At 51.6% G+C, this 21459-nt stretch carries 13 protein-coding genes and 3 pseudogenes; 11 read left to right on the top strand and 5 right to left on the bottom strand.

The genetic code is table 11. From position 1 onward, the window contains the following. The first annotated feature begins 84 nt into the window (after nucleotides 1–84). Nucleotides 85–828, top strand: a complete 744-nt coding sequence (locus tag GEV47_RS11440) for a carbonic anhydrase (RefSeq protein WP_153234908.1) — start codon at nucleotides 85–87, stop codon at nucleotides 826–828. Nucleotides 829–987: 159 nt separating this feature from the next. On the opposite strand, the gene GEV47_RS11435 is transcribed toward GEV47_RS11440, so the two are convergent. Further along, nucleotides 988–2226 (bottom strand): BamA/TamA family outer membrane protein, encoded by a 1239-nt coding sequence (locus GEV47_RS11435; RefSeq protein WP_228124677.1) that lies wholly within the window; start codon nucleotides 2224–2226, stop codon nucleotides 988–990. Nucleotides 2227–2615: 389 nt separating this feature from the next. Here GEV47_RS11435 and GEV47_RS11430 point away from each other — a divergent pair, with 389 nt between their 5' ends. Then, on the top strand, nucleotides 2616–3170 hold the full coding sequence (locus GEV47_RS11430) for a hypothetical protein (RefSeq protein ID WP_153234907.1): 555 nt from the start codon (nucleotides 2616–2618) through the stop codon (nucleotides 3168–3170). A gap of 416 nt (nucleotides 3171–3586) precedes the next feature. Here the strand turns inward: GEV47_RS11430 and GEV47_RS11425 are convergent, their stop codons facing one another. Further along, nucleotides 3587–4924 carry a winged helix-turn-helix domain-containing protein gene (locus GEV47_RS11425; RefSeq protein WP_153234906.1) on the bottom strand — a complete coding sequence of 446 codons (1338 nt, stop codon included), beginning with the start codon at nucleotides 4922–4924 and terminating at the stop codon, nucleotides 3587–3589. Nucleotides 4925–5984: 1060 nt separating this feature from the next. Between GEV47_RS11425 and GEV47_RS11420 the strand changes: the two genes are divergently transcribed. From GEV47_RS11420 to GEV47_RS11405, 4 genes are all read left to right on the top strand, one after another. Next, nucleotides 5985–7085 (top strand): alpha/beta fold hydrolase, encoded by a 1101-nt coding sequence (locus GEV47_RS11420; RefSeq protein ID WP_153234905.1) that lies wholly within the window; start codon nucleotides 5985–5987, stop codon nucleotides 7083–7085. Nucleotides 7086–7395: 310 nt separating this feature from the next. Then, nucleotides 7396–7614 (top strand): PAAR domain-containing protein, encoded by a 219-nt coding sequence (locus GEV47_RS11415; protein WP_153234904.1) that lies wholly within the window; start codon nucleotides 7396–7398, stop codon nucleotides 7612–7614. Between the two features lie 203 nt (nucleotides 7615–7817). Further along, on the top strand, nucleotides 7818–9338 hold the full coding sequence (locus tag GEV47_RS11410; RefSeq protein ID WP_322741618.1) for a PDZ domain-containing protein: 1521 nt from the start codon (nucleotides 7818–7820) through the stop codon (nucleotides 9336–9338). Between the two features lie 175 nt (nucleotides 9339–9513). Continuing rightward, nucleotides 9514–9768: an energy transducer TonB gene (locus tag GEV47_RS11405; RefSeq protein ID WP_153234902.1), complete on the top strand. Its 255-nt coding sequence runs from the start codon at nucleotides 9514–9516 to the stop codon at nucleotides 9766–9768. 145 nt (nucleotides 9769–9913) lie between these two features. Here GEV47_RS11405 and GEV47_RS19550 read toward each other — a convergent pair. Then, nucleotides 9914–10099: pseudogene (locus tag GEV47_RS19550) on the bottom strand (IS3 family transposase); the annotation flags it as partial. 109 nt (nucleotides 10100–10208) lie between these two features. Here GEV47_RS19550 and GEV47_RS11395 point away from each other — a divergent pair. Next, a pseudogene (locus GEV47_RS11395) lies at nucleotides 10209–11606 on the top strand (IS30 family transposase). Nucleotides 11607–11613: 7 nt separating this feature from the next. Here GEV47_RS11395 and GEV47_RS11390 read toward each other — a convergent pair. Continuing rightward, nucleotides 11614–11823 (bottom strand): annotated as a pseudogene (locus tag GEV47_RS11390) (transposase); the annotation flags it as partial. Nucleotides 11824–12088: 265 nt separating this feature from the next. Between GEV47_RS11390 and GEV47_RS11385 the strand changes: the two are divergent. The 3 genes from GEV47_RS11385 (at nucleotide 12089) to GEV47_RS11375 (ending at nucleotide 13922) form a co-directional block, all read left to right on the top strand. After that, a complete protein-coding gene (locus GEV47_RS11385) occupies nucleotides 12089–12457 on the top strand; it encodes a hypothetical protein (RefSeq protein WP_153234899.1) in 369 nt (122 codons plus the stop codon). A gap of 404 nt (nucleotides 12458–12861) precedes the next feature. After that, nucleotides 12862–13128: a YkvA family protein gene (locus GEV47_RS11380; RefSeq protein WP_153234898.1), complete on the top strand. Its 267-nt coding sequence runs from the start codon at nucleotides 12862–12864 to the stop codon at nucleotides 13126–13128. Nucleotides 13129–13589: 461 nt separating this feature from the next. After that, nucleotides 13590–13922, top strand: coding sequence for a hypothetical protein (locus tag GEV47_RS11375; RefSeq protein WP_153234897.1), 333 nt, complete (start codon nucleotides 13590–13592; stop codon nucleotides 13920–13922). 264 nt (nucleotides 13923–14186) lie between these two features. Here the strand turns inward: GEV47_RS11375 and GEV47_RS11370 are convergent, their stop codons facing one another. Continuing rightward, nucleotides 14187–14561 (bottom strand): LysR substrate-binding domain-containing protein, encoded by a 375-nt coding sequence (locus GEV47_RS11370; RefSeq protein WP_228124685.1) that lies wholly within the window; start codon nucleotides 14559–14561, stop codon nucleotides 14187–14189. A gap of 585 nt (nucleotides 14562–15146) precedes the next feature. On the opposite strand from GEV47_RS11370, the gene GEV47_RS11365 reads away from it, so the two are divergent. Beyond that, on the top strand, nucleotides 15147–20834 hold the full coding sequence (locus GEV47_RS11365; protein WP_153234895.1) for an autotransporter outer membrane beta-barrel domain-containing protein: 5688 nt from the start codon (nucleotides 15147–15149) through the stop codon (nucleotides 20832–20834). Nucleotides 20835–21459 lie beyond the last annotated feature (625 nt).

Below are 21459 nucleotides of genomic sequence, written 5' to 3'. Positions count from 1 at the left end.
ATTAGCCCGCTCCAATGTCACACAGGACTTTGACCTTTCACTTGGCACATCGATAATTCTTATCAGCTTTTAGTGAGGCACAAAATGTGTAAATCTGATATTCATACGCTTCCCACGCGTCGTAGATTCCTCCAATTGACTGGCACCTCGGCAGTCGGTATCGCAGCACTATCGAGTCAACTGCTGACAACCGATGTGTTTGCATCCTCGAAAAATGACAAGTCTCCCCCAAAGCCACAAAATATATTGACGCCTCAGGAAGCACTAAAGCATCTGATGGCAGGCAATGCCCGTTATGTGAAAGGCGTCGCGCGTCGCCATGATTTTCGTCACGAGCGGGAAGCATTGGAAGGTGGCCAGAATCCGTATGCGGCCTTGCTAAGTTGTGCCGATTCTCGCATCGCTCCAGAATATGCTTTTGATAGTGCGCGTGGAGATATTTTCGCGGTACGCATTGCTGGAAATTTTGTTACCGACGATGGTCTTGGTAGCCTTGAATACGCCGTAGCTGTGTTGAATGCGCCTTTGATCATGGTGCTTGGACATGATAGTTGTGGTGCAATAGATGCGGCTGTCAAGGCGGAAAAAGATAATGCGAAATATCCAGGTCAGATTCAGGCAATAGCCGATGCACTTAAGCCTGCTGTTCAACAAGTGTTAAGTCAGAGCGGCAGCCTGCTCGATAATGCTATTCGCCAGAACGTTGTCGATAACGTCGGCAAACTCCAGAGTTCATCGAAGATTTTGAGCGATGCTGTCAGCCAAAAAAAGCTAATGATTGTTGGCGGGGTATACAAGCTGGCTACAGGTAAAGTTGAAATGATTTGAAAATTCAAAGGGTGACATTGTTTGTCAGCCGTTTCTTGACCTATGAGGATACCAATCCGGGTTTGCCATTGCGCATTTTTAGATAGTCTTGGTCCTGTTTCAGTGCCGTGTATGGGACAAAACATAATGATGCGCAAGGAGAGGTATTCCCCCTCAAGCCTAGCGCCAGGCGCTGCCGACTTGAATGTAGAACGTCTTGTTCTCCGGCCCCCACGCGTAATCCACGCCTACATGTAAGCCCAGCTTGCGCGCGATCTCATAGCGAAAACCGACACCCTTTGAAACCTCGTTGCTGGCTTCGTCGAACGTAGTTCGCTCGCCCCAGGCACGTCCGACACCAGTGAATGCCACCAGTCCCCAACGCGGCGTAACGTTCCAACGTACCTCGCTTTCCAGCATGCCAACGCGCTGTCCTTGATAGCGCACCGACGGTATGCCGCGCAGGTCGATATACGGCAGGCGGTAGAATGGCACGTCACCGTTGACCATGCGGCCGTCTGCACGCAGGCCGAGTACGACGGATTTGGCCAGCGGCCAGTAACCGAATACGTGTGCGCGGTAACTTTGGAACGTGACGTCGCTGCCGAACGCCTTGTCATAGAAATATGTATCCAATGAGGCCTCGTAGCCGCTGGACGGTGTGAACGGGTTGTCACGGGTATCGTATTCCAGCGCCAGGCCCAATGCAGAACTGCGCTGTTTGAAATCCAGATTCGTAAGAAGAGCGCGGTCGGAGGCGAGGTTTAGACGTGGATCAATGTCCATAAAGATCCAGCTACCGATCAGGAACAGATCTTGATCGCCGATGCGGCGGAACACCTGTTGTGCGGACACGACACCTTTCATGTTGACACCGATCTTCTGCGCTGCTCCTAACACGCCATTGGTATAGAAATCCAGGTTCATATCTACCAAACCCACACCGCCGCGATAGCGCCACGTATCGTTGTCGAAGTGCATGACCCCGCCGAAGCCGAGCGCCTTGGTGCCATCCTCGGTTTTCATGGCGCCAATGCCGTAGATGTTCGGGGCGATCATCGCGATGCTGCCATCGGGTCTGGTACGCGTTGGTGCGCTACCTTCAGGCCGACTGAAGAACGCCAGCCCAATGCCGCCTCCATATCCTACTGCGGGATCGGTAACGATGATGGGAACCGGCAGAAAGCCACGGTGTTCCAGCAGCCAGCGCGACATATCGAAATGCCCGTCTTCGGGATCCGTGAACAGTCCTCCTTTCGACGTTGCAACAGTATTGTTAACTGTGGGAGCAGTTCCACTTTCGGGATTCGTGATCGGTACTTCCTGCGACGTTACTACTGTATTGTCATCGGCGAGAGCGGCTCCGCTTCCTGAAAGAGCCATCGCCATGGCAAGTGTAAAACTCAGTTCGATTCGCATGGGCGATCTCATTGAAGGAAGTAGTGGGGGTTGCATTCTGTTTGCCGCATCGATTTTGATTCGACCAAGCAGTGATTAAAATGCAATTGAAGTGTCCCATCTTCGTACAAGCAATAGTCGAAAGAAATTGGACCTTGGTGACTGTGAGTATTGCCCTTTGGTGCATTTCAATTGCCATCTGGAGGCGCACGACAAGATAGGAGCGCCCGTCGGCATCTCAACTTCTCCTTTGCTTAAGTCCCGCCAACGAAGCAATCCGCGCCAACAACGATAAATTGCGCGCGGCAACAGGATGTATCAATAGGCGGCCTGCTGTTACCAAATGATTCATGTGCCGACTTGGCGCGACAACTCCGGTTAAATACAGGTTTTAATTCGAGGAAACAGCAATGCACAAAAAGCCACAGGCATCAATTTTTAAGCGTGCTTCACTAGTCGTCGTAACTAGCCTGAGTCTGGGGCTGGCGATGTCTGCACTGGCCTCGCCGGTGATGGATATTCGTAGTGAAGACCTCTTGTCGGCAGCCGACGTTGTGAAGGACGATTTGCATCTGAATTCAAACCAGAAAATCTTATGGAATCAGTTGGAAAGCAAATCGCACGCGATCATCAGAGAGCGCGAAAGGCGGCAGCATGAAATCCAGGCGAGTATGGTCAACGGCTTGAGCAATCCGGCGCTTGATCTGCGTCAGTTATCGGCTGCGATTGATGCGGAATCGGCTTTGTCGTTACAGGACGGGCATCAACTGCGCGAGCTGTGGCTGACCATGAACGATGCTCTCGACGACCATCAACGGCAGACTGCAAGGGATTTCCTGGCCGATCGGCTACAACGTGTCGATACAGCTGCTTGCGACCGCAGCTCGGAGGCGCCCAAGAATAAACCCGCTGGCAAGGGACGTGGCATGGGCGGAGGTGGTTCGGCTATGGGAGGTGGTTTTTAACGTTATCTGAAACCATTTAGGGCGCGAACGACAAATTACGAATCGGCCTGCAACAGCACGTCAGTGGCTGCTGAACAACGCAAAAATAAACCAGAAGGGCGATGAGAAAAGAAGAGTTTTGGCTTACAACTGTACTCAAAACAATATTTACGAATATCGTTCTGAGTACGCCGATTATGACGATAAACCGTTAGTCGCTAACGGTTTATCAAAGTGATGGTGGAGGCGGCGGGAATCGAACCCGCGTCCTCACCTACGGTTGAGGCTAGCGAGCAAGCCTCCAATTTAGCAGCTGAAAACTAAAGCTTTCCAAGCTCATCTAGTTTTCTCTACCTCTTCTCAGAGAGGACGTCCATTCCATTTGGTTCAATATTAGTTGCACCAAGGAAAATGTCATATTCGGATTGCCGCTAAATTTATTTTTTTGGCATACGGGAAAATACTTTCTCATGCACCAAAGGATAGTCAGGATGCTGTTTAAACGCTGCACATTCTGGAGCGTTGAGTGAATAAGGCAAGCCGCCAAATCCGGTTTCAGCAGCAGCTTTCACTTTTATCATTGCCTCGTCAAGCATTCCCATTGCAGTTAAAGCCGCCAGATGTATCCCATGGATACTGCTATGCTTTTCAATGACTTCCAGCGCTCCTGCATGATCACCGCAACGCGCAAGTATGTAAGCAACGCCCCTGGAAGTGAGGGCGTGCGCATAGCGGTTCTTTTCCACGAAATGACGTGCGGCGTGGGCGAGTTCCGGTTGCGGGTCCACCCAGGCTAAGGTAAAGAGCAGGATCACATAAGTCCAGGGACTGTTCGGATGCGCTGAATATGCGCTTCGTGCTTGCGCCAATACTTCGGCCGGATCCATGTTTGCGCAAGCGCAGGCGCGTACCAGCATGGTGGCGATGTTCGCGGAGAACGGATTGAGTTGAGCTGCGAAACGGAAAGCGTTGACTGCCTCTGATCCGGCATTAGTGTAGATCAGATGATAACCATAACGATAATAGGCGACGTCATCGTCGGGAGACATTTGCAAGGCCTGTTTGTGCGCGACCCTGGCCTCATCGAAATGCCACTTGCAATCAAGAAGGTAGCCCGTCACTGATTGCAGGCCTTGCAAATAGGGTTCGGCATTTTGAACTGATCTTAATTCGCCAAGAGCATCGTCGATTTGTGAGCGCTGTATATTCCCATCGAAAAATGCGCGCTCGGCTACGTATTGTGCGAGCAACAGTTTGGCCATCATATAGTTGGGGGCCTTGGAGATGACATTTTTGAGTATAACTTCAGCTTGGGAAAAGGCATCCGGCGAACGACGTTCAAGTAATTGCCGAGCGTGAATGCAAGCCTCGACTAGTGCAGCATGCGGCTTTGCCACATCGGATTTCTGGGGGGAATGAACCATCGCCGGCACAGCGGACAATCGCCGCACTTTATCCGCTAAAATCGCCAAACGATAGCCTTGTCCATAAAAGGCATCAATCGCCACCACGCCAAGATTGGAGAGAGTTCGACGTAGTTGCGTAATACAGCGCGCCAAACTTTCATCTGACATGCGCCCAGCCCAGACATTTTTTGAAAAATCTTCTTTTGAAACGACTTTCGGCCAAGCATTTAGCAACAGACGGAAGGCCCCGCGTTCCTTGGGAGGCAAAAAGAGAAGTGAGTCTCTGTAAGAAACAAAACCATCCCGGTCTATAGTGAATCCGGCTGATACCGGATCTATATCGGCAAGTGCACCTGATGAGTTATGCATTTCAGTGGTCCAAAATATTCCATGCAATCTTTGCAATCATCGACAACAAATTTACATTATTTATATTCTATCGGCTATTCAATGCCGATTGTTACGTTGCCCTACGGAATTTGCATGATATCCGTCAAGAAAGTTTCTTTGTGCGTGGTTAAAATAGTAGGTTTTATGGAGTAATTGACAATAATGCAGGAATGACAGGGCGAGGGTGTAGCCCGTAGATCATAGCCTGGACTTGGCACCTCCCGAAACTGCGCCAATAGGGCGATATGCTACTTCAATCGGATTGGTATATAACGTACAGGCCTTAATGGAATGGACGCCCTCTTTCAAAACGGCATCGAAGTGCCAAAATAGCGGGAATATCCCGCGTAACTGAAAGGAGCGTCCATTCCATTAAAGCCCAGTGAACCTTATCACGCCTCTCAAACGGCATATTTGCGTGCTGAGCCTGGTATCTGATCTTGTGAAAGTGCTTTACCACATTGCCCGAGAGAGACATTGCTTAACGTTGGTCCAGTTGGTGTTTTAGCGGTAAAGATACGTCTAATGCGTCAGGATGAGAGCCGTCGCCCAGGCTCACGTGCCGTTGGACAACGCTATTTGTTAACCATTGTAAAACCAATCAAAGCATCCAATTTCCGCCTTGAAAAAGTAGGTAATATGCGACGAAGTGAAGTTGACGCTAACTGGCGGCTTGGTGACAATCCTTACACAATTCGATGGTGAATAACTGGCTGAAGTTTATCGTGACAGCATCGGCTATGTGATCCGCGTATCGGCTGTTAATCACGCTGGGACAGGGCGAAACGCTGATCAGTTGCCGAAGCAATGCAACTCCTTTGACTGGCGAAACACTTTTAATTCACCGGCGCTGGCGGCAATCGCCTGGCGCCGGCCACAAAGGAAAATTCAGGCGTTCGTTCTACTGTGAGCAAGTAGGAAAAAAACAAAAAGATGGATTTTATTTCATTGTTGCTTGCGGAGATTTACAGCGCATTGATACGTCGACAATACTTAGCAAATATAGTTATTCAACAACTAAAAACTTCGAGGCATCACTATGTTCAATTTTTTATCCAAATGTGTCGCAGCAACCTTCACGAGTGCCATCTGCTTTGCCGTCACTGCAGCGATCGCACAATCTGCGCCTGCACTGACGACGCGAGAAGGGGATTTCGTCGTACATGATTTCAAGTTCCGTTCCGGTGAAACAATGCCCGCGCTGAAGTTGCACTACACCACGCTGGGAACGCCAAAACGCGATGCGGACGGGCATGTGACCAATGCGGTAATTGTCATGCATGGCACCGGCGGCGACGGTCATCAGTTCTTGCGGCCACAATTTGCCAACGTTTTGTTTGCGCCGGGGAGCTTACTTGATCCCGCAAAAATGTACATCATTCTGCCCGATGGCATCGGTCACGGAAAATCATCAAAACCAAGCGATGGCTTGCACGCGCGTTTTCCTAAATACGATTATGACGATATGGTCGCTGCACAATATGCGTTGGTCACGAAGGGGTTGGGCGTGGATCACCTGCGATTAGTGATGGGAACCTCCATGGGTTGCATGCATTCTTTTGTGTGGGGCGAGGTTTATCCGTCATTCATGGATGCGCTAATGCCGCTGGCTTGCCAGGCGGTACCGATTGCCGGGCGTAATCGCGCTTGGCGCAAGATGATTATTGACGGAATTATCAATGACCCTGCGTGGCAGGGTGGCGATTACAAAGTCCAGCCGCAACAAGGCTTACGCATCGCAGCAGACATGTTGCTAATTGCCGGCAGCGCGTCGCATCAACTGCAAAAAGAATATCCGACCCGTGATGCCGCAGATGCCTATGTCGGCGAGTATGTGAAAAAAGACCTTGCAACGCTCGATGCCAACGATGTGCTGTATCAAATCAGTGCATCCCGCGATTACGATCCTTCTGCCAATTTAGATAAAATCACGGTGCCCGTAATGTGGGTCAACTCGGCAGACGATTTCATCAATCCGCCTGAAATAAAAATCGCCGAAGAACAAGTAAAGAAAATTAAAAACGGCCGTTACGTTGTTATCCCGGTCAGCGATCAGACACATGGTCATGGCACACATACATATGCAGCGGCGTGGCAATCTTATTTGGCTGAATTATTGAAAGAATCGGGCAAAAAATAAGTAACACGCTTGGAGAACAAGCGGGGCGGGAATTATTTTTTATTGCGATGCACCTTTTTAATGAGAATGAAATTCGAATGTCGAATCGTATGCCCATTTGCCTGCGCTCCGCGCGCTCGCAAATCGCTATACCCATCCAACCTTTGCACAGATCAGTGCAAGCCGGGTAATCAAGTATCGAGACAGGTGGACCTCCTGCTAATTTCAAGTAGCCTACGATGAGAAATGATGTAAAAATGTCCTTCCTTTATATTATGTGGAATTGACATGAAGCACCTGATCCTTTTGTTTGCCGTTGCCACGCTTTTAAGTGGCTGTATTGTTGCGCCAGATCGAGAAAGAGGCCGCAGTGATTGGCATGGCCCACACGATGAAAGAGGCTTTGAGAGCCACAGAGACGCAAGTCCTAACCGCTATTAATAAGAGCGTCATGATTACGGACAACGGCAAGCCTGTTGCGCTGCACGGCCACCGTACAGCATGTGGATGTAATCTGCTTGCATTCGGGACACATGCTACTACGGCCTAAGCAGTCAAATTCGATAGAGCCGTATGCAATCAAGCCCCAGGCGGGATCATGCTAGCTTGCTGGTGTGATCATCCTGATCAAATATGCCGCAAAAAAAAGATATAACTCAAGCCGTTGAAAGATGAGGCAATTCGAAGGGCTCGGTATCCGCCCTTCGAATTTACTTCATCTTTGATCCGTTAGGATGCTACTAAGACGCTGTTGTGAAATTAAATGAATGGTTTAAGGAAGTTCCAAAAAATGAGCGAACATGCCAAGGAGAGGAAAGCTTCATGCGGAACGGCGAGTTTTTCATAACGCAGAAGGTCTCATGGCGCGGCAGCAAGCCGATCTTGGCCGCCGCCTTTGCGCTGTTATCCCAGATACTAATAGCGTCACCCGCGTTCGCAGCAAGCGAATCGGCCGGCGCCACGATGGCCGCAGTCGCCTCGCAAGTGACCGAGCGCGACGGCAAGTACTACCTCTACAAGAACGGCAAACCACTCAACGACGCCGGCTACGACCGTCTGGACATCGAATTCCCGGACTTGGCCGAGACCCGGCTCGGCTCGCAATACGGCGTGCTTGACGCGAACACGGGCGAGCTCGTGCTGCCTTTCATCTACCAGAGCGTCCGAACCGAAACGCTCAACACCATCGGCTTGATCGAGGTGCGGAAAGACAATCTGACGAGCTTCGTCGATAGCAAAGGACAGCCGGTCAAGGCACCTGCATATGACGTAGTGGCGGATTTCAACGAAGCCGGACAGAGGCTCGCCGAACGTGCTGGCAAATTTTTCATGCTGACATTCAGAGACGGCCAGTTGCGCAGCGAGGAGGTGGCGCCGCAGTACCTTCCGAGCATCATCTTGCCACCCGGACTGCGGCAGCGCCCAGTAAATCCGGACGGTCCGCTCAACGGCACCTATGTGGCCGCATCCTATCCGGATCTGAAGAGGGCATGGGCCGCGTGGCGCAAAGGGCAATTGATCGAGCCAGCTCAGCCTGCGATCGTGGTGAAAGGCGACATCGCGTATGTGTCGTTCGGCATTCTGGCCGACTCGCGGTTACCGATGATGCGCAATACGATGGGCGTGTGCCAGAATGAACAGGGTCTGACGTTGTTCGATACGTCGCGGCCGGAGGGATGCACATCGGCCGAGAGGCCGATATTTCGCTTCCGGCGCGAGCGTGATGGTTCGCTGCAGTGCACCGACTGCTATACCGCCATGCAGGGTAAGTGGCTGAAACTCCCGGTCGCGACGCAATCGCTTGTCGGCATTGGTATTGCGATCACCATGCCGCTAAATAGCACGGGTGCGCTCGTGCGCGCTGTGATTCCCGGCGCGCCGGCTGAACTCACTGGCGTAAAACCAGGCGACCGGATCACTATGATCGACGACCGGTCGACCTCCGCGATGTCCCTCAACCAGATCACGGATCTGATTCGAGGTCAACCAGCGACTTCTGTGAGGCTTGGAATCGAGCGCGAAACGCAGCGTCTGGAGCTGATGTCGAGCGCAAGGCAATCGTGGTCAGAGCAGACTAGCGGGGCTCTATTGCATGTACTTGATGACCATGCTCCGATCATGGTGGACACACCAGCAATTCAAGCGCTTGAAGAAAGTGCTCAAGTGTCAACGCACGATCCTAGGCATCGGACCGAACACGGCCAGTGTGCTGGCGGCTTCGGTCGGCGGTGCCAGGACTTTCAAGAACGACATTGCCGGCGGCACTGGCAGTGAGCGAGGTAAGCAAGCCCAATGCGGCGACCACGATCAATTTTTTCATATACCTGTTCCTTCTGATTTTAAAATGGATTGTTCCTGCACCTTTTCAGGGGACAGTCGTTTATTTGCTGGCGATCTGGAATCTAACTGAAGCCATGTCAAGTAAAAACTATCGAAGGAAGGCGGTCAAATGAGTCTATTGGACAAACTACTATCGAGAGCGGTTGAACCGGCAGCGACTCAAGCGAACAGGGTATTCGTCCGCGTTTACCTGGATACGGCTGGATATGTAACAAATGTGAAGATCAAGAAAAGCTGCGGAGACCCCGAGCTGGATGAGCAAGCGTTGCGAGAAATTGCCAATATGCGCTTCCCCAGTAAAAGACGCGGGGAGAAAACATCGCATAATTGGCATGATCTGGCCTATACAATCAACGATCTGTAGCCCCTCAAGTGTGACGACAACTACGGTCGTATATTGCAACGAATAGCAATAAGTAGTATAGAAGCAGCTCACAGCGATGTCGGCCATTTTTATTAGCATATCAAAGTAGAACCGTGTGGACTTCCCCCAATCTTGCAGACGTTTTTCAACTTCCGCGATGTAGTTTCTCGCAAGCCAAAGGACTCATTTGATCTATGTAGCGATGACGGCGTTTGCAATTGCAAAACGATTCGATGTAATCAAAAATGTCTGATTTTGTTTCATCACGCGTCCGATAGATTTTTCGTTTGATGCGCTCCTTCTTCAAACTGCTAAAAAATGACTCTGCGACTCATACTAGGAACAAGCCCCTTGTCCTTGCACCAGCGTGCGAAATCATCGCTACCGAATTGGGCGGATTCAGCCGGTCGTCGCAACACAGTTAATCAAAGAGGTGTTTCATGGGTCGGAGTGTGGAATGGGTGCAAAAGATAACAGGGCGAGAAGCGATGCACTCGCCGGGTGCGCCGTCGCTCCGGAGTGAGATGGAGCGTCTGTTTTGGAAACAGATCGCCACCGGGATCACAAGCGAGAAAGCGGCAGAGGCAGTTGGCGTATCATCGGCAGTAGGTTCACGCTGGTTCCGCTATCGTGGCGGTATGCCACTTTTTATGTCGAACCCGACGTCGGGGAAATACTTGTCGTTCGCGGAACGAGAAGAAATTGGATTACTCTCGGTACAAGGGATCGGAGTGCCCGAGATTGCTCGTCGTATTGAACGTAGCCCATCGACGGTTTCGCGGGAGCTCAAGCGCAATGCTGCCACACGTTGTGGGCGCCTCGAATATCGGGCATCGGTGGCGCAGTGGAAGGCTGAGCGTGTCGCTAAAAGGCCAAAGCCAGCAAAGCTGACGACTAACCCGCAGCTACGTCACTATGTGCAAGATCGTTTGGAAGGTAAGGTTCATGACATCGATGGCCGTGAGATTGCCGGTCCTCGTCAGGCACCGTTTAAGGGGCGCAATAAACCACATCGCGCCGATCGCAAATGGGTCAGTGGCTGGTCGCCTGAACAAATAGCTAACCGGCTGAAAATCGATTTCCGGGATGATGAATCCATGCGTATTTCTCACGAAGCCATTTACCAGGCTCTCTACATTCAAGGGCGCGGTGCTCTCAAGCGCGAGCTAGTAAGCTACCTGCGCACCGGCAGAGCGTTACGCGTGCCGCGGGCCAGAGCGCAAGCCAAGGCTTGGGCGCATGTTAGCGAAGATGTGATGATCTCCAACCGTCCCGCAGAGGTGCAAGATCGTGCTGTGCCAGGCCATTAGGAGGGACACCTGATCATCGGCCTTAACCGGTCTGCGATCGGGACACTAGTGGAAAGATCTACTCGATTCACCATGCTCGTGCACCTGCCTCGGGAACAAGGCTATGGCCTGATTCCCCGAACGAAAAATGGCCCTGCGTTAGCAGGCTACGGAGCTGTCACCATGGCAAATGCGCTTAAGAAGAGCGTCATAGGCATACCTGCCGAGCTATGGCGATCGTTAACTTGGGATCGTGGTAAAGAGTTCTCAGATCATGTTCGCTTCACCATCGAATCTGGTGTAAAGGTCTTCTTCGCCGACCCGCACAGCCCATGGCAGCGTGGGACGAATGAGAATACGAATGGGCTTCTGCGACAATATTTCCCAAAGGGCACAGATCTATCTCGATGGAGTGCTCAAGAAATCCAGGCCGTGGCCAATACGTTGAACGCCAGGTCACTAAAAACGCCTAGCTGGATAACACCTGCCGAAGCGCTGAATAAATATATACAATCTGTTCAACAATCGAGTGTTGCGACGACCGGTTGAATCCGCCTAATTCCATTTTCTCCGGCGTGACAACAGGGCTTTCAGCTTCGCTTAATTGACCATCTCGCACTGCTTTTACCCAGTTGTACAATGTTTGTTCACTTACCGCGATATTCCTGCTGACTGCTGCAATACTTTCACCAGCTTGCACTAGTCTTACCGATTCTTGTTTGAATTCCGCCGTGTAACGGGCTCTTACTTGTCCTTGCTTTGCCATTTTGCGATTCTCCTTACCGGTTAGTTTACAGCCTCAGTAAGAGATACGTTTTTCGGGGACAAGGTCAATTCGCGGGTGCGGCGTACAACGTATCCCAAAGATCGTTTGTGAATATCAGCCGATGAAAATACTTGAATGAGGTACGGTTATTGCGTCATTGTGTGTTGAAAATATGCAAAATTTGGTTAAATCATGTCCAATACCGATTGCTCTTGAATAGAATGATTTAATATCAAATCGTCCCAATGAGAATACAGGTGGCAACATGACATGGCTGAATAAATTCGCGATGAAATATGTACTGACGCCGGAAAAACTGGCTGATAGGGAATTGAGTGATGCGCGCCTTGCTTTGTTTCAAGCAGAACGGCAATTATTGGAAGCTGAGATGCGGGTCGATTACCATCGGAATGTCCTGGATTTTCTCGCGACCATCTCCGCCGACGGTGTTGAGAATTTCGCCGAAAAGCAGAGACCAAAAATGCTTTCGTCGTCGGAACACAAACCGCGGATTACGCCCGATTGTGGACGAATAAAAAAGTTTGACACAACTGCACTATATAAATCAGAGGCTTACCGAAATCAACTTCTGTCACCGTCATTAATGAAGTTTGACACAAACACGTCAAAATAGACTGTGGTCACATTCTTGCAATAAAAAAGTTTGACACAACTTTATCACTGCTGCCCTATGAGACTATCCGAATGGAATGTACCTGCATGCCTAAAATAGGACTGTTTTGTGTCAAACTTTTTTATCTTGTGTCAAACAGTTTTAATTTGTGTCAGACTTTTTTATTCATCGACACCGATCTAACCGCATTACGCGGTGTCGCCTGATTGATCCTAAGTCGTTCCGACGCTTTAACGATCGTACGAGATGGAAGGCACTGGGTAAGGAGCGGCTTTTAGTGCTAGTAATCTGTACATCGTTTTTCCTTGCTGCAGTCGCGGCAAGGAAAATTTTTTAGTTCTGTTATCACCTCACTACTGTTACACCCGTGCTCTGCGGGGGTGAGAGTTTTCATATTAAATTTTATGAAGAAATTATTTTTTATCTTTTTGCGTATGAGCAAGAGCGACCTGCGCACCTCCTGGTTTGCGTTGCGGCATGTTGATCGTCCGCGCTGGTTTTTGCCGGCGATCGTGCTGCTCACTATGTATTTCTTTGCCCCCTTCAATCTGGTATTGCCAGTGGTCGGGATCGTCGACGACTTCGTGCTGGCCCCACTGATACTGCACTATCTCGTCACGCTGTTGCCGGCGCATATCCGGCAGAGTGCGGGGCAGGTACCCATCCGATAATCACATTTCCATGTTCATAGTGACAGTCGACATGTGCCATCGTTCGATGCGACGTGATTCACGTTAGGTTAGTTTCGTAGAAACAGCCGTCCTCAAATCGCCGCGCCAGGGCCGGAGTGTCTCGTTGATGTTTCGAGAGCCGTGAAAATATGCCGCTCTATTTTTTAGAAATAGAGCAATGGCGATTCCGCAAAATAGCTCACCCATAAATGGGGATAACGGCAAGTCGTTTTTTTCGCGGACCGGTAACAAATATTGACCGGTGTTTCGCTCAGAGCCCAAGCCAGAGCTTACTTCGACAAATTGATGGAACGGGTCATCTCGAAGCCAAACGAACCCAGCCCCGGTCTGGTCGGAATCTAAATAGCAGCGTATTACGGTCTCTTGCACTGAAAGCAGATCCTGGCACGAATGGCATTTCTCGCCCTAATGGCACGATATCAAACAAGGCGACATGACATATGTCAGTGTTTAATACTGCCATTTCCATAGATGGGTTGTTTGATTCAATCCGCCTTTCAAGGTTGCATATCTGGCCTTTTAATTTAACGCCCAATCAGATGTCGATTTATAACGACGGCAAGACTACAGGGGTTCTCAGTGGCGGCGCTGATGATTTACAGATTTCAAATAGCCTGTTTTTTAATTTGAATTCAGCAGTTAATTTATTTCAAGGTTCGTCTGGAACTACTTTTGCCAATATATCCAATACGGATTTTGATAATTATGGCGGCTTAGTTGTTAGCGCCGGAATTATTTCTAAGTACAAGCAGCCCGTCATTGAGCGGGCTTAATGCCATAGATTTTTATGGGAAAACTATGAAGCGAATTGAAGCAGTTGTGTCGCATTGACAAAATTTGTTGAAGCTGCAGCGTGAACCTATTGTTTTTTTAATTTGGATGGACTGCTTGTCAATCAGCGCCCAATACTTTCCACTTTATCGCTATTGTGAGGGCGGTTTTTCCGCTGTTTATAACGATAAGAAGCGTTACCGGTTCCACCTCAAATCTGGAAAGTGTTGCACGCTGTTTGACAACCAGTGTTGCATTCGTCTGCACTAGCGTGATTGCGCCCGGGAGAATGCAAGCAACTTCGCCGCTTCTTCGATGCAAGAAAGGAAGCGTTGTGCTGCCGAGGTGAGAGGGTGATCGCGGCGTATGACCGTTGATATGACGATTTCCGGGAATGTCTCGCTCACCCGCAACGTCGAGATTTTGTGCTGCTTCATGTCGAGTTGAAATGTTGATTCGGTGGCGATCCCGATCAAATCCGTCGTCTTTAGCAACATAAGCGACGTGGAAAGAGACTGGCAACGTAAGATACGGCTCGGTGGAGGGAGTCCGATTTTTTCGAAATATCCGATGAACGATTTATCGATGTCATCGCCGGTCTCGCATGGCAACATCCATTCCGCCCCTAAGAGACGCGTCAGCGAACGGCTGCTGCACTGGTCGTAGCAACACTTATAAAGACGTTTGCGCCTGAAGCATTGATGGTGCGGGGCTGGCGCGTGCCGTTTTTTCTAGGGTTAGCAATCAGCTCGATCGACTTATATTGACGAATTTTTCTTGAAGATATCGTCAATGGCACCGGTAAATCTCCACGGCTTACGATGCCGCGGTTCTTCGCCCGAAGGCGTTTTTACACGACAAATAGTCTTATGTTTTTAGCACATAAAATTTGTCAATTTTTGAGAAAAAATTGATTGAAATAATGTCTTATTGAGAGTTTCGAGTTGCTTATAGTTTTGATTGAAAAAACAATAAATGCTTACGCTTTTATGATGGTTTCGTTAATTATTGTTAAGTGAGGTCACAACTCAGATAAATTCACCCGATACTGTGTAATCGGCGTGGTCGCTCTATGGATTGATAGGCGAGCTCTCACATTTTTGCATTTGCATTTGATAAACCATATTCCCTCGGAATTAAGTGTTTTTTTCGATGTAGCGGCATTGACCAATTGAATGAGTATTTAGTTGACTCGGCCAATAATTTTTAATAGGATACTGCCCCCCATGAATAAATTATATCGCTCCATATGGAGTGAAGCGGCTGGTGGTTATGTTGCCGTTTCGGAAACAACCAAAGCAAAAGGGAGGCTCGGGGGGGGGGGGAAACTTGTGGGGCGAACGCCATCACATGTCTTCAGTGTATTCGGGTTAGCGCTGGCAGCCATAAGTTCCGTCAGCATGGCGCAGGTCTATACGTCCCCCGCGGCGGACAATAATACATACCAGAACACCGTATCCGACGGGGCGAGCCAAACAATTGGTGGCGTTTTCAGCGTCGGAAATGCGGGCGGCCCATCATCTGGGAGCTCGCAAACGTACACCTTGAACAACGCACCTGCGGGTAGCTACACATTTACCACCGGCCCCGTCACGCCTGCGACAGTAAATAACTGGTACAACGCTCAGTTGCCGTCCCAGAGTGGCTCGGTTACACAGAGTGATCCGGTTACTGGAACCTCCCGAGTCGTTACTGTCTATTCAACAAGCGACCTCAATTTTCCGATACTCGGCACAAATAGGTATTTTATTGAGTATGTCCCCGGCGCCTCAGCTACTTCTTACTACGTGGCCGCAGGTCTCGGGAATGTGGATTCCTCGGGCGGCACGCTGAAGGTTAATATTGGCGACAATGTGTCGCCAACAAATAGTGCTGGCAATCAGCTTACCATCGCTGCCAAGCAGACCGCCCTCACGTATGCGGATGGCACGGGCGTAGCCGCCAGTAACATCGAGTGGGACTCGCAGAATCGCATCGATTTCCAGGTTTGGACACCCGCCCCCAGCACAGCAATCGGTACGTTCAGCAACAACGTCACGCAGTTCGCCGGTACATTTACTGCTTTCGATGGCAGCACGCATACTGTTACGGATCCTACCAGCTTACAAACCTACAATACTTGGCTTGTGACGGAGGTACAGGCTGGCGCACTTACCCAGGCGCAATACAATGCCGCTATAACGCAGGCTATTCCCACTACCACGTCCATTGCAACGTACAACAACTGGACAGATGGCGCTGCCCATCCTAACGATGCGGCCGCAGTCGCACCGAGCCCGCTCAATGTCATGCGCGCTGTGGGGGCGAACGCCACGGCCACCGTGGCGGCCTCGGGTGTCATCCAAGCGGTTTACACCTCCGGTGGCGTCTTGTACGGCGCGCAGGGTGCCCATCTTGTTAATAACGGCAGCATTTCGGCAAGCGGGGGGGGCGTTGTGGCCAATTCTGCTGACATGCAAATCGATGGTACCGGCACAACCGCGGTGAACAACGGCGTGATTTCCGCGGGTATGCTGCTGAATCCGGACGGTACCAGCGTCGGCGGCTATACGACGACTGGTCAAATATATGGATTCGCAGCGAGTAACGGCGCTGCAGCGACAAACAACGGCATTGTCAATGCCGTCACTTCCGGCAATTATGGTGTCGGAATGTTGCTGCAGTCCGGCAGCGTCGGCGTCAACAACGGCACGATCAACTTGGGCGATGCTGTTGGCGGTCAAATTAACGGCGTTGGTATCGGGGCGTGGGTCCAATCTAATTCCACCTTTACCAACAATGCCGCTGGTACGATCTATGTCGGCCGTGCGCCGCAGGCAACACCAGGGGTTTCCGCTTCGGATGTCGCCCTTGCCAGTAACAGTAGCTCCAATAGCACAGGTATCTTGATACAAAACAACGGGAACGCAATCAACTACGGAAACATCATCCTGGGAACTTTGATCCAAGGCGCTGCCGGAATCCGAGTCAGCGGCGCGACCAATTTCGGCGCCATTAATGATGGCGACATTGTCATTAAGGGTGGCAGCGGTGTGGCGGCACCGTTGAGCAGCTACGGTATATTGGTGAGTGACTCTGTAACAGGCACCGGCGTTGGAGCAATCAATAACGGGACCATTGAGGTCGACGGGGCGAACAACGTCGGTATCGGGGTGTTTGCGAACACCGTGTCAAGCACAGTCACGTCGACAAGCACTGGCCAAATCATCGTTTCCGGCGGCATTGATCCTACGTCGAATACCCGCAATATCGGCGTGTTGGCTCAAGGCACATCCGCAGCGATCACGGCCACGGCCAATGTCAACTCGACCATCCTCCTTAATGGAACCGGCGCCATTGGTGTTCTCGCCCGAGGCTATGCCACGGTAAATGTAGGGGCGTCGGCGCTTCCACAGTTCAACAACATCGACCAGATCGGTTTCTTCGCCTATGGTGTGGGCTCCACGATCAATGTCGCCGCCCAGAACCTCACTGTCGGCTCGGATGACTCGACCCTGTTCCGCGTAGCGAGTGGCGCCGCCTTTACCGGCTCTTCATCGGCGGGCCCGCTGACCATGAATATCAATGGGCAGAATGCCCGAGGGATAGTCGCGACGGATGCGGGTACTACCCTCTCCACCGGCAATTCGATCTACAATGTCAACGGACTGAACGGCATCGCCATCACCGATCAGGGCGGCGCATCAGGCACCATTAATGCAGGAACTATAATCAATCTGAATGCAGCCGGCGCCATCGCGGGCGTCGTCGATGGACAGGCCACTAGCCTGTCCAATACGGTAAGTGGCGCGCCGGTAGCCACTACGCTGATCAATAATGCTGCTGTAGCCTCAAACACCGATTTAGTGATCGGCTTTGTCGCCCGAAATCTCGGCACACTCCAAAATAACAGCGTCATCGGATTGACCGGTGCCGGTTCCACTGGTGTCGTCGTCGGCGCCCAAGGCACCGTCAACAATATCTCCACGATCCAAGTGGCCAACGGCACCGGCGCGTTGGTGCAGGGAGCTACGGCGACCTTGACCAACACCGGCATCATTGAAGCCGATAATGGCACGGCGGCTATTCATTTGACTGGCCCCGGCGCGTCCGTCACCCTGTCCAGCGGTGGAACCGTCATCGCTGGCGGAACAGCCGATGGCATCCAGCTCGATGCGACTGATACGAGCGGAAGCGTCAAGGCAGGCGCGACGTCCATTGCGGTGAGTGGTTCGGGTGCCGGCATTGACAATTTGGGCGCGAATGCGACTATCGCACTGGCCGGGACCAAGATCGCCACCACCGGCACAGGCGACGGCGTATCGTCGACCGGCACCGGGGCGACGATCTCGGCCGATGCGGCAACGACCATTAACACGGCCGGTGATAATGCGATCGGCCTGTTCGTATCGGGCCCCGGCTCGACGGTAACGAATTCCAGCGCCACTGTCACGACAGCCGGCCAGAACGCCGTCGGGATCGAGATGAGCAATGGCGCTGCCGCGACGCTCACGGCAGGCACGGTATCGACTACCGGCTTGGCCGCGCACGGTGTAGAAGCTACTGACGCCGGATCGTCCATTGCATCGCAGGGTGGAACGGTCGTCAATACAACAGGAGTGGGCGCATTTGGCGCGTATGCAAATAACGGTGGTGCACTGTCACTGACCGACGCCCAGATCTCGACTGCTGGCGCGAATGCGACCGGTGTGCAAGCCGATAGCGGCACCGGTACCCAAGGCGGTACCGTGACCGTCTCCGGTGGTTCGGTGACGACTACGAACACAGCGGCTGACGGTCTCATGGCTTCCGGCGCTGGTTCAACGATAGGCGCCAGCAACGGCTTGTCGGTGACAACCTCCGGCACGACTGCTCATGGCGTTGTGGCACAAAACGGTGCGGCCGTTACTCTGGCTTCCGCCGTTGTCAATACAGCGGGTGCCCAGGCTGACGGCCTGGTTGCGCAGAATGGCGGCAGTGTGACCGATATCGGATCGACCGTCAGCAGCGCCGCCGGGAATGGCGCGACAGCGAACAGCGGTGGCGTGCTGGCGTTGACAAGTACGACGTTGAAAGGCGGAGCGTCCGGCATCGTCACCTCCGACACGCTCGCCAATGGGGCGGCCAGTACGGTGACTGTGACCGGCGGCAGTGTTGCGTCGGGCACCGGCCCGGCCTTCCTGGGTAATGGCGGCACAGCCAACATCACGGTCCAGAACGGCGCGGCAGTCACGGCTGGCAACGGCACGCTCCTGAACCTGATGAACGGCAGCAACGTGACGTTTACCGCCTCGGGCGAAAGTTTGACGGGGAATATTTTTTCTGACGTGAGCAGCACTGGTAATATTTACCTAACAAACGATACGACGCTCACCGGGTATATCGATCCGGTCGCAATGACGATCGATGGTACCAGCCTGTGGAATGTAACCAGTAATTCCATGCTGAGCAGTTTAAGCAACGCAGGTACTGTGGCGTTCGTGGCCCCGACCGCCGATCCGACGCAGGCGAGCAGTTACAAGACGGTGACGACGGGCAGCTATGCCGGCAACAATGGCACGCTGGCCTTGAATACTTACCTGGCCTCCGATAGCTCACCGTCGGATCGACTGATCATCAACGGCGGCAGCGCTACCGGAACCACGGCAATCAAGGTGAACAATACCGGCGGCCCAGGAGCATTAACCATCGCCGATGGTATCGAGGTCGTAGCGGCGAATAATGGCGGATCGACAGCGGCGAGTGCTTTTCATTTAGCAGGACCGGTGCAGGCAGGGGCCTTCCAGTATCTGCTGTATCGCGGCGGATCGAGCAGCGCCGACAATTGGTATTTGCGCACCTATCTTGAGCCCGTAGTTCCGCCAACGGTGCCCGTAGTTCCCCCAGCAGTGCCGGTAGTTCCCCCAACGGTGCCGGTAGTTCCAGTCACGCCGGTGGTGCCACCGTCCCCGCCTTCAGTTGCGTACCGCCCGGGGGTTGTCGGTTACAGTATGACGCCTGGACTGAACCTCGATTATGGGTTTTCGATTTTGAGTAAATTGCATGAACGGGTGGGCGATATCGCCAGCGCTGAGCAGCAACAAAATGGCAATCACGACGGCTTTTGGGGACGTATTGGCGGACAATACCAGGATCTGGATGCTAACAACGACAGATTCAACGCCGAATCACGCACTTACTTTATGCAATTCGGCAAGGATTGGACAGTGTCACAACCGGCAACAGGAGGCAGTGAACATGTCGGTATGACCCTGACGTTAGGTACGTCATCGGTCGGATTCAGTGACCTGGCGCGCAGCGGTATCCAGAATCTGTCGCCCGCAACGGGCAGCGCCAAAACGCAGGCCGAAAGTGTGGGGGGGTATTGGACCAAGTATTTGTCGGACGGTACGTATTTCGATACCGTCGGACAAATCACGCACTATAACAATAGTTATAGCGATGTCTATGGCGGCAGTGCAAGCCAGAATGGTTACGGTGTCACGCTGTCGCAAGAAATCGGTAAACCGTTCCAACTGGGTGGCGGGATCATTGCCATCGAGCCGCAGGGACAGTTGATGTATCAGGCGCTGAAGCTGGATGGATTCAACGACAATGTGTCGTCGATCTCTGGTGGCACGACAACATCTCTGCGCGGCCGTATCGGCGTGCGTTTTTTCCAGAATAATGAAGGGAACGTAGCACATGTCAGTGGAACGACACCTTATTTCACGGTCGACGTATTGCACGATTTCTTGTCGCCAACGGATGTTATTGTCGGCGGCACGCCAATCAATTCGGGAGTAGGTCGAACGTGGGGCGAGGTCGGTATAGGGATGACCAAAACTGTTGGGAAAACAGGTGAATTGTACGGGACACTGAAATTTGAAGAGAGCATCGGCGGCCCAGATCGCGAAACCGTATCTGGGCAGGTCGGTTATCGGTATAGCTGGTAATGGCAAACTGATTAAATGCTCATAAGGCTGTATAGGTCTGCTAGTTGATGGCCGGCATTGAGGAAGTAACTATCCGGCACGACCGTAAAACTGGGGGATTGTTTAGCGTACGATTTTTCACATCCCTCCTTAGCAATAAATCACAAATTTTGTGTGCACTAAATTTTATTCGGAGTTTTACTGCACTTTGCAGTTCACTTCAACATTTTAAAGGAATTATGATGTAAAAATATCTGTTCTACTTTTTACTTTGCTGGTTGTATCTAGTGTATTTGCTGATGAAATCCATGATCGGTTTGTGTCGACCAAGAGTGGGATCAGTCATTCAGAAGATGAAATCCAAGCGATCCACACAAAATTTGGTGGCAAATTTGATGGTCACTTAGCGAAAGCCAAAGAACTGCTTGAGCAAGCTAGACGTGAGATTGATGCAGGTGGCAACTATTACAGAGACCATGCGGCCAGGTAATAAGCAATTTTAATCGGTTGCCCCTGCTTTTCTGAGAGGCAACCTTGCTCTTTGAGCATGCGGACGGATGCTGAAGGGTGTAATAAGTTTTGTGTAAACGGTCAACATGACGACAATATCGCAAAGTGCCGTTTCAAAATAGAAAAATCTGTCAAG

It is taken from the genome of Glaciimonas soli, from assembly GCF_009497155.1.
Lineage (GTDB): Bacteria > Pseudomonadota > Gammaproteobacteria > Burkholderiales > Burkholderiaceae_D > Glaciimonas > Glaciimonas soli.
The sequence above is the reverse complement of the archived record's forward strand: the minus strand, read 5'-3'. Positions and strand labels throughout refer to the sequence as shown.